This is a genomic window from Nitrobacter vulgaris, assembly GCF_002028545.1.
Taxonomy (GTDB): domain Bacteria; phylum Pseudomonadota; class Alphaproteobacteria; order Rhizobiales; family Xanthobacteraceae; genus Nitrobacter; species Nitrobacter vulgaris.
In genome coordinates, this window is record NZ_MWPQ01000051.1 from 1 (window position 1) to 14,710 (window position 14,710).

Sequence of the window (14,710 nt, forward strand, 5' to 3'; positions counted from 1 at the left end):
GTTCCAACCCCGCGATCCCGCAGCCGCCACGCCAACCGGTTCGCCCGCGCGTTCAGCTCTCCATAGCTCAGCGCCTCGTCCCCAAACACCAGCGCGATCGAACCCGGCGACCGCGAAACATAAAATTCAAATTGATGGACGACTGAGCGATCTCGTGGATACCGCGCCTGCGTCCGATTCCATGTCTGCAGCAACCGCTGACGTTCTTCGGAAGGAAGAATATCCAATTGTCGAACTGGCGAGCGAGGTGAATGCTCTAATGTTCTAGCCAGCTGATCGAGCGCATGCTGCATCAAACCGCAGATGCGATCGGCCGAGAGCGGGCGAACCACCTGAACGGTCACACCAAGCGCCCGACCATAATCCTCGACCGCGATCATCAAGGGATAGTTTGTCCGCTCCTCACCGCCGAGCCACTCGATGCCCTGTATTCCGGTGCCACCCTGATCTGAGGATGAAGCCTCCGCCATCGCATTGTGCCGATAGTTCAGAATCGAGCTGAACAGCGGCGCCGGCGCGGCGACACCACTGCATCGTTGCGCCAGTCTCAGCGAAGCATGTTCATGCGCCATCAGTTCGGTCAGCCGGTCATGGGTCTGGCGAACGCTATCCTCGACTGGCGTGCCATCGAGATTGAGCCGCAACGGCAAGGTATTGATGAACAAACCCATGCTGCGATCACTAGCGTCACCACCGTGCAGGCGCCCGGACAGAACGGTGCCGAATACGATCTGTTCGCGCCCGCTGCTCCGTGCCACCACTTGTCCCCACGCCAGGTGACACAGGCTGGCAAGGCTCACACCCATGCGCCGCGCCAATGCGCGAAGCTCCGCGTTAAGTGACGCGGGCAGCATCCGTCTGACTTCCTTTATGCCGCCGCCATCACCGTGCACCCGGTCCAGGCAGAACGGCGTGGTCGGCTCATCGATGTCGGCCAGCATGCTCCGGAAAAAGCGCTCGTGCTCTGCGGTCGCCAAGGACTTGCGTGACTGCGCTACCAGGTTTCGGAACGGATGCGGCGCTGAAAGCTCATAGCCGCGTCCGGATAATATCTTACGGACTTCATCGTGCATCACCTCCAGCGTTGAGTGATCGCCGATCAGATGATGCAGCAGCGCCAAAAGTAGCCAGCGTCCGGTGGCGGGATCGCGCGCGATCGCAAATCTTAGCAGCGGTGCCTGACCAAGTTCGATCCTATGGCGGCGCGGATCGAAGCGTCGCGCGAGCTGCTCTTGCGCAGGGTCTTCGCCATCGAGGACGACCTCTCTGACAGCCACGGCAGCCTTTCGCCAGACCACTTGCGCAGGCGCGGACAATCCGTCCCATACAATGGATGTACGTAGAATATCGTGACGATCGATAACCTGCTGAACGGCGGCGAGATAGCGGCCGAGCAAATCGCGGCTTTCGAACGCCATTTGGCCGACCAGCAGATAGGGATCGCCTTCCTTCGCCAGCAGATGGTGAAATAGGATGCCGTCCTGGAGCGGCGACAGCGCATAGATGTCCTGAATATTTGCAATGCCGCCGGGCACCCCCGCAACGATGCGGTCAATGTCCGATTCCGTCAACGCGATCAGCGGCAGCAATTCGCGTGTGATCCTCGTTGTCTGAGGCGTGATCCGATTGGCCGGAATATTTGCGTCTGCAGCGACTTTGAGGCCGGCGGCGAATTCAGCCAGCACGGGCTTAGCGAATAGCATACGCACATCGGCAACGAGCGAATGACGCCGCAACCGCTCCAGCAAGCGGACTGCAAGGAGCGAGTGACCGCCCAGTTCAAAGAAATGATCGTTTCGTCCAATCCGGTCGACGCCCAACAACTCTGTCCAGATCCCGGCGACGACCTCCTCAGTTTCCCCTCGTGGCGGCTCGAAGCTGCGCCTTGCAAAGGCATCGTCTTCCGGAGCCGGCAATACCTTGCGGTCGACCTTGCCATTCGGGGTGAGCGGCAAGGCGTCCAGGCGCACGAAGGCCGACGGCACCATATAGTCCGGCAAGAGCGCGCGGAGATGGCTGCGCATCGCAGCCGCAAATTCACCCGCATCGGGTATCGTACCGGCGTGCTCGCCCAGCGCAACGTAAGCGATCAGCCGTGGATCACCACTATGATCGTGACGCACAAGCACCACTGAGTCGGATACGGACGGGTGCTCGTTCAGGCGAAACTCGATCTCGCCCAGTTCGATGCGGAAGCCGCGAATCTTGACCTGATGATCGTTGCGGCCGAGGAACTCGAGATTGCCATCCGGCAGATAACGTCCGAGATCGCCGGTGCGGTACATCCGCGCGTTTGCGTCGCCGGCGAACGGATCGCGCTTGAAGCGCTCCTCTGTCAACTCAGTGCGATTGAGGTAACCGCGGGCGATTCCTGCCCCACCGACATAGATCTCGCCGGTCGCCCCGAGCGGAACGGGCGCACCGAACCTGTCCAGCAGATATACACGCTGATTTGGAATGGGACGGCCGATGGGAATCGCATCATCGTCAAAGTCCGCTGGCCGCAGCCAGGTGGTCGCGCAAACCGTTACTTCCGTCGGCCCGTAGCCGTTGAAGACAGCAACGTTTGAAGGCAGGTTCTTGATCAGTTCGGCCTTTGGTGATTCACCCGCGAGTACCAGCACCTTCAGCGTCGCCAGCCGGTCAAGATCGGTGCGTCCTTGCAGCATTGCCGGCGGCAAGCCGGCATGCGTAATCGCATTGTCGACGAGGTAGTCAATCAGGTCGGACGTGTTCTGATATTCGCGCTGGCCAACAAGAAACAGCGCGGCTCCCGAGCACAGCGCCATGACGATTTCCCAGACACTAGCGTCGAAGCTGAATGAGGCAAATTGCGCAATGCGGCTGCGCGGGGTGACCGCGTACATCTCCTGCTGCGTCAACGCCAGATTCACCACGCCGCGGTGCTCGACCATCACACCCTTTGGCTTTCCGGTCGAGCCGGAGGTGTAGATGATATAGGCGAGATGCCTTGACGTGAGCCCTGTGACGTCCGGAGCGGACGACGCCAGTCCTGCAATAGTCGAAGCGCTCGCCTCCAGATCCAGAATCTCACACGCAGCATCCACAAAGATCGCACATCCACCGTGATCGGCGATCAACAGTTTCGGCTTTGCATCCTGCACGATCTGTCGCAATCGCTCCGCCGGATAGACCGGGTCGAGCGGTAGATAAGCGCCCCCTGCCTTGAGGACCCCAAGCAGGCTCACAATCATCCCGATACCGCGTGGCAAACAGATTGCGACCAGTTGATCCGGACCGACGCCGGACGCAATCAAATGCCTTGCAAGCTGATTGGCTCTCGCATCAAGTTCGCCATAACTTAGCTGAATACCATCGTGAACCATCGCCATCGCTTCGGGCGCGCAGCGAACCTGATCCGTGAACAGTTCGTGGATGCAGCGTTCGGACGGGAATGGCGCGGCCGTCCTGTTCCATGTTTCCAGAACAAGCTTCCGTTCCTCGTCGCCGATGATATCGATACGGTCTACAATTCGATCGGCGTCTTTGACCATGACACGTAGCAAGGCCAACAGATAATCCCGGTGTCGCCTGATCGTCGCTTCGTTAAACAGCGCCGTTGCATAATTTAGGGTTCCGGCGATGCGGTCCTCCGTCTCGCCAAGATCGAGCTCAAGATCGAACTTGATCTGCTGCAGCGGGATATCGACGATCTCTGCCTTGAGGCCGGGCAGTTCGAGAACTGGCGCTGCGTTGTTCTGCCAAGCCAACACCACCTGGAACACCGGCGGATGCTCCAGCCGCCGGGGAGGCTGAATGATCTCGACGAGCTGCTCGAAGGGAAGGTCCTGGTGGTCCTGAGCCGCGAGCGCTGCCGCGCGCACACGCCCCAGTAACTCGGCGACGTCGGGTTCTCCTGAAAGATCCACGCGGATCGCAAGCATATTGACGAAAAAACCGATCAGACCCTCGATCTCGCGCCTGTTGCGATTGGCTATCGGCGTTCCGATCACGAGATCGGTCTTGCCGGAAAGCCTTGACAATACGGCTGCCCACGCCGCGAGCACGATCATGAATGCAGTTGTGCCGTGCCGCTGGCCGAGTCGTCTGATAGCTAGCGTGAGATCACGATCGAACTCGACTGGCAGCGTGGCGCCAGCGAAAGACTTTTCCAGAGATCGCGGTCGATCGGTTGGCAGCTCGATCGCCGCAGGCGCGCCAGCAAGCGCCTGCCGCCAGTAGTTGACCTGCCCGTCCAATCGATCTCCCGTCAACCACTGCCGCTGCCATGCAGCGTAGTCTGAATACTGAATTTCAAGGGGAGGTAGTGGATCGGCTGTACCGGCTGTCAACGCCCGGTAAAGAGTGCAGAGCTCACGCACGAATATACTCATCGACCAGCCGTCGGATATGATGTGATGCTGCGTGAGCAGGAAGAGATGCGTTCTTTCCGCTGTTCGGATCAAACGGCAGCGGATCAGCGGCCCAGCCGCAAGATCGAAGGGCGTAGCAGACTCCTCGCGGCACAAGCGCGCGAGTTCCTGTTCGACGTTGTCGCAGCCGCACAGATCATGTTCGAGCAACGGAACATGTACGTCAGACGGCAACAGTTCGACGCACGGCTGCTCATCAACCACGCGAAAGACGCTGCGCAGCGCTTCGTGGCGCGCAAACAGTCGATCGAGGCTTTGACGCCACGCGTCGGCGTCGAGCTCGCCGGAAAGACTTACTGCGCCGCGAATGTGATAGTTGGAATTGGCGCCATCGAGCTGCGCCAGCAACCAAAGTCTCTGCTGTGCAAAGGAAAGTTCGAGCGGCCGGTTCCGCGGCGCCGCCGGAATCGTCGTTGAATTCTCACCAACATTACGACCGCGCTCCCTGGCCCGCGATACAAGCTTCCTCACCTGCGCAAGATTTAAATCGCGTAAATCCGGTTTTGCCATATCAACCATGCTCACTGCTCCGCCGCGATCAGCTCCCGAAGTTCTTCGGCATCGAACTCCTGCTCGATCAAACTGATCGACACGACGCGCGCGAACGAGGCGAGATCAGGATGCGCGAAAAGATCCGAGATCGGTATAGAGACGCCGATCTCTTGCGACACCAGACTCAGCACCCGCACGGCAAGCAGCGAATGTCCGCCGAGCTCGAAGAAGTGGTCGTTACGCCCGACCCTCTCGACGCCAAGTATTTCGGACCAAATCCTCGCCAGCGCGATTTCGACGTCGTCCTCGGGGGCCTCATAGCGACGGCACGCCAGCATGTCCTCGTGCGGCGCGGGCAATGCCTGCCGATCGATCTTGCCATTGAGCGTGAGCGGCAATTTCTCGAGCACGACGATCGTCGCCGGCACCATGTAGTCAGGTAGCACGGCGGCCAACGCGTCGCGTAATGCTGCACCGTCCAGCGCCGCATCGCCACTCACATAGGCGACCAAATGGCGTCCCGTCTTGCTCTCGCGCGCTACCACGGCCGCCGCGCGCACACCGCGCTGCTCGATCAGGCGCGCCTCGATCTCCCCCAATTCGATACGGAAGCCGCGGATTTTAACCTGCAGGTCGGCTCGACCGACATAGTCGATCACCCCGTCGTCGCGCCATCGCGCAAGATCGCCGGTCCGGTAGAGGCGGTCGCCGTTCGCGCAGAAGGGATCTGGAATAAACCGTTCCGCAGTCATCGCGCTACGGTTCAAATAGCCACGAGCCAGTCCGGCACCGCCGATGAACAGCTCGCCCGTAACTCCGGCTGGAACGACGTTCAGGTCGGCATCAAGAATGTAGGCGGTTCTGGTACCGACAGGCCGTCCGATCGGGGCAGCCTGCCTGGGCTTTAACTTTGCGTCGTCGACGACCCAAGCAGTCGGCGCGATCACTGTCTCAGTCGGACCATAAGCATTGATCAGAAGATCGGTGTCGATGACTTCACGAACCGCCTTGATCCCGGTGTCCAACCAAGCTTCGCCACCGACGATGCAGGCCCTGATCGATAGCTTCCGCCCACTCTGCCGCAATGCCGCGCTCAACTGATCCGCATAGGCGGGCGGCAAAAATATCGTCGTGACCGAGCTTCGCTCGATCTCGTGAACGAGATCGTCGACCAGCAAGCCCGGCCGGGACGGCAGAACCAGCGACCCACCCGACATCAATGGCACCAGCCACCGCTCGTGGGCGATGTCGAAATTGATAGACGCCGTCTGAAATTCCCGATCCCGCGACGTCATGCGGTAGAGTCGGCTAATCGCTTCGCAATGCATGGCGAGCGGCCCATGCGCGACAGCCACCCCCTTCGGCGTACCCGTCGATCCTGATGTGTAGATCACATAGGCCAAACTATCCGGATGAATTTCGATATTCAGATTCCCAGCATCCTCCCCGGCAAAGAGCGATGGCCTATCGATGCAGAAAGTCTCGACAGCGATCTGGTCCAGCACCGACGAAAGCGACTTAAGCTGTTCGCTTTCTGTCAGTATGAGCCGCGTCCCGCTGTCGCGCAGCATGTGGACGAGTCGCTCGGCCGGATAATCCGGATCGAGCGGCAGATAGGCAGCCCCTGCCTTCAGGACTGCAAGCAGCGCGACCATCATCTCCGGGCTGCGCGCCAAGGCGATACCAACGAGGCAATCCGGCCCGATACCCTGCCCACGAAGTTGCCTGGCAAGCTGGTTAGCTCTGGTGTTCAACTCACCATAGCTGAGGCGCCGATCGCGCCAGATGACGGCGACGGAAGAGCGCGCCCGTGCCGCCTGCGCCTCTATATGCGCGACGACGCCGATAGAGGAAGCGGGCGACGCCAACTGCGCTGCATTGCTCCAGTTGAACACCCGCGCTTCATCGGAAACCGCCGATCCAAGCCTTCCGAGGGGACTGCCTGCATCGAACGCGATTTGCTCGAGTAATCCACGCAGCATGTCACGAAGACGCTGGATGGATGCCTCATCGAATCGGGCCAGATCGTAGTTGAATTCGAGATTGAGCCGGTCGTTCCCTGCGAACACGGCAACCGCCAGCGCAAAGTTAGTGGGGGTGACATGATCCACCCGCCCCAGGCGCGGGCCACTCCCTCCGGCCTGCTGCAAGCCCTCATCGATCGGGTAGTTCTCGAACACCAGGATGTTGTCGAACAGTGTTTGCCCGCCGTGACCCGCGAAGCGCTGGATCTCATAGAGTGGCGTCCAGCCATGCTCGCGCAAGACGAGGTTCTGCTCCTGCAGCCGACGCAACCAATCACCCACCTTTGTTTGCGGGCTCGGTGCATCGACGATCGGCAGCGTGTTGATAAACAGGCCAACCGTCTCTTCGGATCCGTGCAGTTCTTCCGGACGGCCGGATACGGTCACGCCAAAACAGACCGCGAACTGTCCAGAAAGACGCCGCAACAACTGCGCCCATGCAGCCTGAATGACCGTATTGAGAGTCACTCGCTCGCGCTTCGCAAGCGACTTCAGTGACCAGGTCAATTCGGCATTCACAGCAAGCACAATGCTCGCGTGTCCCCGAGCTTCCGATGCCTTGTTGGTGACCATCGTATTCGCCAGCAGAGTGGGCGTTTCGAGCTCGGCCAACGTGTCGCGCCAGAACTTCTCGGCGCTCGCGGAATCACGATTCTGAAGCCACGCGATGTAATCGCGATAGCTACCCTGCGCCGTCGGCAGAACGCCTTCTCTCACATGCTGCAGGACCTCGGCCACCAAACGCGCCGAACTCCAACCATCGGCAAGAATGTGGTGATGAGTCCAGATGAGCCAATGACGCTTTTCGTCCAGGTGAATCAACCGCACGCGCTGCAACGGAACTTGCGCGAGGTCGAACCCCTTCTCGTATTCCCGTCGGGATATTTCGGCGAGCGCGGTTTCAAGCTCCGCACGCTTGTCGTCGCGTTCGAGCACCGCTGCTCGCTGTCGCCAGTCCTCTTCAACGAAAGGTACCGCTACATGACGATACACCACCTGCTGCGTAGCGCCCGAAAGATCCTGCCACACAAAGCCAGTTCGTAACGCGGCGTGCCGGTCGCTCACCGCTTGCCACGCCATCCGGAGCTTGCCGGCATCAAAGCCGAGCAGTTCAATCCCTATCTGGTTCACGTAGGCATCATTGCCGCCATCGCGGAGAGCGTGGAACAGCATGCCCTGCTGCATCGGCGAGAGCGGATAGATGTCTTGGATGTTGCGTGCATCCAGCGCAAACCGGTCGAGATCGGACTGGCGCAGTCCGGACAACGCGACATCCGACGGGGTGAGACCGAACGCGCCGCTGCAGCAATGGGTTACCAATTCCCGCAGCGCTGTCTCGTAGAGCTCCGCCAATCGTTCGATCGTCGCGCGCTGAAAGCGCTTTCTGCCATATTCAAGGGACAATCGTAGCCGGCCATCACGCACCAGCCCGTTGATAACCAGCCAACCGCGCATGGGACCTGAAGCGCAGCGAGACGAACCCGCTATCTCGGGAGCAAACAAAAAGCGCGAGGATTCGCCCACGCTGGCATCGAAGCGGCCGAGATAGTTGAAAACGATCTGCGGCTCCGCCATTCGCTTCAAGGCGCGGCGCTGCTCCTCAGAGCCGAGATAGCGCAACACGCCATAGCCAAGTCCATGGTTTGGGATAGCGCGAAGCTTCTCCTTAACCGCTTTGATTAGCGAAGCGTCATCATCTCCACCTTGCAGCCGCACCGGAAATGCCGTGGTGAACCATCCCACCGTGCGCGAAATATCTGCGCCGGGGAAGATGTCTTCGCGACCGTGGCCTTCAAGCTCGACCGTCACATCGTCACATCCGCTCCAGCGCGAGACAGCTCTGGCCAGGCCCGCCAGCATCAGATCGTTGACCTGCGTCCGATAGGCGGCGGGCGCTTCCTCTAACAACCTCGATGTCAATTCGGGATCGAGAACCAGAGATACTTCCGCGCTGTCCCCGACAAGATCGACACCACCATGATTGTCATCGCAAGGAAGATTTGAGTTCGCCTCACAGTCGAGCCACACGGGCAATTCGGAAGCTATTTCCGCGCTGGCCGCGTAGGTGTGCAGACGTTCACCCCAAGATGCATAAGAGTCGCTCTTCGGCGCGAGTTCGAGAGCACCGCCCTTCTCCATCTGCTCATAAGCTGAAGCCAAGTCTTCCAGAAGGATTCGCCAGGATACACCGTCGACCACCAGATGATGGATCGCGAGCAGAAGCCGCTGGCTGCCATCGGCAAGATCCATGCCGACTGCGCGCAATAGAGGACCTGACGACAACGACAGGCTCCTTTGCGCGGCGGAAGCAAGCGCGGTCACCTGTATGGCGTCGCCGACACCGGCATGTGTCCATAATAAGTCCGACGGCGTCGGTGAGACGTCCTTCTGCGCCCGCCACGCGCCATCCACCTGCTTGAACCGCAAGCGCAACGCGTCGTGGTGCTCCACGACCGTGATCAAGGCCCGCCGCAACATCTCCCAATCCATCCGCCCCTGCGGAATCAACAGCACAGCCTGATTCCAATGATTCCGGTTTTCAATCTCCTCGGTGAAAAAACGAGTTTGGATCGGCAACAGATGAGACATGCAAGGTGCCGGATCGCTGCCAGTCCGCGAGCCGGACCTCTCCTTCTCGGGAGCAGATGCCGTTGTGAGAATCGCGACCGCGGCGAGGCCGGCTATCGTTTGCTGACTGAAGATTTGCTTGGGCGTCAGGCGGATGCCCCGCTTGCGCAAACGGGCAACGATCTGCAGGCTTAGAATGGAATCGCCACCAAGCTCAAAGAAATTGTCATTGCGACCGACGCGCTCGCGCCCGATGACTTCACACCAGACTGCCGCGATCGTCGTCTCGGTATCTCCCGCAGGCGCGACATAGTTCGAGGCGGCGACACCTCCAGCCGACTCCGGCAAGGCCTTGCGGTCGATTTTGCCGTTGGGCGTCAGCGGCAGCCGCTCCAACACCACTATATGGGACGGCACCATATAGTCGGGCACGAACGCCGAAAGCTGGCGTTTGATCGCCTCCGCTTCCAGAGTCATGCCGTCGCCGGGCACGCAATAAGCAACGAGCTCCTGCCGGCCCACCTTCGCATCGATGCTGCGGGCGATAACAACGGCGTCATTGATTCCCGGCAGGGCCTTGATGGCGCGTCCGACTTCGTCAGGCTCGATGCGGTAACCGCGCAGCTTGATCTGATCATCGTTGCGGCCGATAAAGATCAGCCGGCCCGCCTGGTCACAGCGGACGCGATCACCCGTCCGATAAAGCCGGTCTCCGGCCGCACCGAACGGGTCCGGCACAAATCGTTCTGCGGTCAAGCCAGCGGAACCGCGATAACCTCGCGCCACGCCCGCACCTCCGATATAGAGTTCGCCCGCCACCCCAATCGGAACTTCATTGAGTGCATTATCAAGAACATGAACGCGCAGATTGGCGAGCGGCAAGCCAATCGGAACCGACCCGTTTTTATGCTCCGACCCGCATTCATGAATCGCTGCGCCGACGGTCGCCTCGGTCGGCCCGTAGTGATTGATAATTCGGCAATGCGGCCGCAAGCGGCGGACCTCATCGAGCAGCGCCGCGTCGCAGGCTTCTCCGCCCAGAATGAGTGTTTCACACGGCAGCAGATCGGCTGAGCGCCGTGCCTGCAGCAAACCGCGCAGATGGCTTGGCACGATCTTAAGGACTCCAACCTTCCCCTCTTCCATGGCTCGCGCGAATGCGTCCGCATCGAGCACGGCCTCAGAAGACAGGAGATTTAGCGTCGTGCCGGACGCAAGCGCGCCGAACAGCACCGTATGTCCGAGATCGGCTGCCACGGTCGAGACCATCGCCATGCTGGCTGACGATTGCGGCTGCAACCTTTGCAAAAGAGCCTGCACATAGTTGGCAAGCGCGCCATGCGAGACCGCGACGCCCTTCGGCGTTCCAGTCGACCCGGACGTATAGATGACATAGGCGGTTTGTGCCGGATGGATCACCGTTTCCGGCGGACCGTCCGATATTTCTTCGTTCGTCGCCTCAGCATTTGCATCGATCACAACACAGTCGAGCGCGTGCGAATTTGTCAGATTCTCCGTGGTCGCAAGCAGAATTTCGATACGCCCATCATCCAGAATGCGCTTGATGCGTTCCAGCGGCCACTTGGGATCAAGCGGCACGTAAGCGGCGCCAGCCTTCAGCACGCCCAGCAGCGCGACAACGAAGGACGGCGTGCGTTCCATCCACAGCGCGACCGCCACTTCGCGTGTCACGCCGCGAGCGATCAGCATATTCGCAATCCGGTTCGATCTTTGCTCAAGATCGGCGAACGTCAGCGTCTCGTCGCCGTATCGAACCGCAACTACGGCCCTTTTTCCGAGCGTCGAGGCACGATGGAGGCTCACCACATCGTTAAATTCAAACGTCGCGGACTGTGTCGCCACCACCTGCCGACCCGCATCGTCAATGACGAAGTCCGATATCCGCCGCTCTGCGTCATCAACGATCTGACGCAGCATCAAACAAAACTGCGCTGCAAATCGCTCGATCGTCGGTCGATCGAAAAGATCGGTCGCGTAGTTGAACGTTGCCTTCATGCCGGACAGGCTATCGACCACATCGAGCGCAAGATCGAAATGAGAGCCTGCGAGGTCCATGATGTCGATATCGGCCGTGAGTCCATCAACGCCGTCGAATCCGCGCGAGGCCGTCATATAATTGAACTTAGCCTGAAACAGCGGGTTGTGGCTGCCGTTACGTTCAGGACGCAGGCCATCGACCAGCATTTCAAAGGGCAGATCCTGGTGCGACAGCGCCTCAATTACCGTTTCTTTGACCTGTTGGAGAAAGCTCGTGAAGCTTGCGTCATCGACAATCTTCGCACGCAGCACCAGCGTGTTGACGAAGCATCCAATCAGGCGTTCGAGTTGCGCTTGCTGCCGTCCAGCGATCGGCACGCCGATCCGTAAATCGCTCTGTCCGCAATAGCGATAGAGCAGCGCTTGATAGGCGGCGAGAATCAGCATGAAGACGCTTACGCGATGCTCTGCGGCAACCTTTTGAAGCCGCGCCGCCAGCACACCGTCGATCGCAAAGCCGACCGTGTCCCCGCCATGACTTTGCGTTACCGGTCGCGGGCGGTCGTGCGGCAAGGCCAACACCGGATGCTCGTCACCCAGTTTCGTACGCCAATATCTGAGTTGCCGATCGCCCTCACCTTCCGCTAGCCAGTTTCGTTGCCAGATAGCAAAATCGGCATACTGTACCGCCGGCACCGGCGGCAGGTCCGCCTTCTGCCCGAGAGCACCGCGATAGAGACTGGACAGCTCTTGAAGCAAGACATCCAGCGACCAGCCGTCGACGATAATATGATGAGAAAGCAGCAGAAGTTCGTGTGCGTCATCCGCGAGTTGAAGCAACACGGTCCGCAATAGCGGTCCGTTCGCGAGATCGAACGGCTTGGCGAGTTCGGATCGTCTTATCTCCGCTGCATGTGCGTCGCGAGCGTTCGCCGGGTAGGCGCGGAGATCCTCATGCCTGATATCAACGCCCATTGAATCGTGAACGACTTGCGTTGCCCGACCCTCAATCGCGACAAAGGTGGTGCGCAGCGCCTCGTGGCGACAAACGATCTGATCGATCGCGCCCGTCAGGGCAGCATGATCGAGGCCTCCCTTCAGTCTGATCGCGCTTGCAACCGTATACGCCGTCCCAACCGGATCCATATTCCACAGGAACCACAATCGCTCCTGCGCATGCGACAACGTCGCACGATCCGCCGCAGCAGCCTTGGGAATCGACGGCAGCGGAGGCCGGACGCCGGTCCGCGCCAGACTGTCGATATGACTTGCGAAAGCAGCAAGCGTCGGCGCGTCAAAGAAACTGCGCAGCTCCAATTCCAAGCCGAAACGTTCTCGGATCGCAGAAGCAACCTGACCAGCCGTAATGGAGTTTCCACCCAGGAAGAAGAAATCATCTTCGCAATGCACAGCCCTTAGGCCGAGCGCATCGCACCAGATTAAGGACACGGCGCGCTCGGTGTCAGTCACGGGCGGCGTCAACGTCGTGCTATCGCGGCGGCGTCCCTTCTCGAACACCATAAAGCTATCAAGCGTGTCGTTGGCCAGCCGCGCCGCGCAGGCTGAACGCTGCAACTTGCCGCTGGTCGTCAGCGGCATGGCCCGCGGATTCAACAGAACGATTACGGCCGGATATTCCTGCGCCTGCCGAAGCACAGCCTGCCCGATCGCGTCCGCGAGCGCTTCAGGATTTTCGCTCTTGAGAACGGCACGGCTGAATTCGGCCGCCACCCCGATACCTTCCCGTCCTTCCGCTTCCACTGCGAAAGCAGCAACCCTTCCTCTACGAACCGAATTCACATCGGCCTCGACCGCCTGCTCGACATCTGTCGGGTAGACGTTCTGTCCTCGCACGATCAGGACGTCCTTGAGCCGGCCCGCCACAACCAATGCGCCATCACGAATAAAACCCAGATCGCCGGTGCGCAGCCAACGGAATCCGTCTCGCTCCACGAAAACCTGACGCGTGGCATCCGGGTTATTCCAGTATCCGAGCGTGACGCTGGGGCCGCTCACCCAAATTTCGCCGACTTCGTCCGCCCCAGCCGCGACCGATCCGTCCACGCGCATGATGCGCGTTGCGTGATCGGCGGCCGGTCGACCGCATGCCACGAGGTCGGTTCCTTTATCTGCGCAAGCAACGAGGCCAGCGGCGAGCTTCGCGGTGTCAAGCGTGTAACTGATAGTCTCCGCCGTGATGTCACTCGCTGTTACCAGCAGCGTCGCCTCGGCCAGACCATAACAAGCGTTTAACGCACGCCGATCGAACCCAGCCCGCGCGAATCGGTCACCAAACCTCTGCAGCGTGGTGTGACGAACAAATTCCGATCCGGAGAATGCGAATTTCCATCGGCTCAGGTTCAAACGATCAATGGTTTCATCAGAAACGCGATCGGTACACAGCGCGTAAGCAAAATCAGGCCCGCCGCTAATTGTCCCGCCGTGACGATCGATGGCTTCCAACCAGCGCCGCGGCCGTTCAAGAAAGTTACGCGGCGACATCAGAACGCAGGTAAAGCCCGTGAACAATGGACTCAAGAGTCCGCCGATCAACCCCATGTCGTGATATAGTGGCAGCCAGCTTACAAAGACATCATCAAGCGTTCCGCCTGTGGCGGATTCCATGGCGCGTTCGTTGGCCGCAAGATTCGCATGCGAAACGCAAACGCCTTTGGGCTGCGATGTCGATCCCGACGTATACTGCAAGAAAGCGATGGCATCCGCAGCAAGCCTGGTCTCGCGCCATTCATCGGCAGGTTCAGTCAAAACTGAATCCACTGCGATGACCTGAACATCTGTTAGTTCTGGAAATGCTGTCTCAACAAGAGAACGGAGATCGGATTCCAACAAAATGAAACGAGGCGCCGCATCCCGCAAAATGCCACTGAGGCGTCCCGCATAGCGCTCCGAGCTTCCTTCAGGCGGATACGCCGGAACAGCGACCACACCCGAATACAGACAGGCGTAAAAAGCGACGACATAGTTGATTCCGCTCGGCAGCAGTATCAACGCCCGCTCGCCGGCACCGCCTAACTGCTGCAACCGCGCTGCAACGGACCTTATACGTACGTCGAGCTCTGCAAATGTCAGCTCCTCGACGAGGTCATCCTGTTCCAAAAAACGTAGCGCGGCCTTATCCGGTCGGCGCGCGACGTGTTCTCGCAATCGTTCGACAAGATTGTCGTTATACATCTTCTCGAATCCCTGTCGGTTGCGGTCCGAAAATCCACCATT

At 59.8% G+C, this 14,710-nt stretch carries 2 protein-coding genes; both read right to left on the reverse strand.

From position 1 onward, the window contains the following. The coding region (locus tag B2M20_RS14290) for a non-ribosomal peptide synthetase (protein WP_079447723.1) at positions 1–4,913 on the reverse strand (4,913 nt) is incomplete at its 3' end. Between the two features lie 2 nt (positions 4,914–4,915). Then, positions 4,916–14,668: a non-ribosomal peptide synthetase gene (locus tag B2M20_RS14295; protein WP_079447824.1), complete on the reverse strand. Its 9,753-nt coding sequence runs from the start codon at positions 14,666–14,668 to the stop codon at positions 4,916–4,918. Between the last annotated feature and the right edge of the window lie 42 nt (positions 14,669–14,710).

Bases quoted from the DNA above. Each gene is read 5' to 3' on its own strand.
- B2M20_RS14295 (WP_079447824.1), bottom strand. From the start codon at position 14,668: ATGTATAACGACAATCTTGTCGAACGATTGCGAGAACACGTCGCGCGC.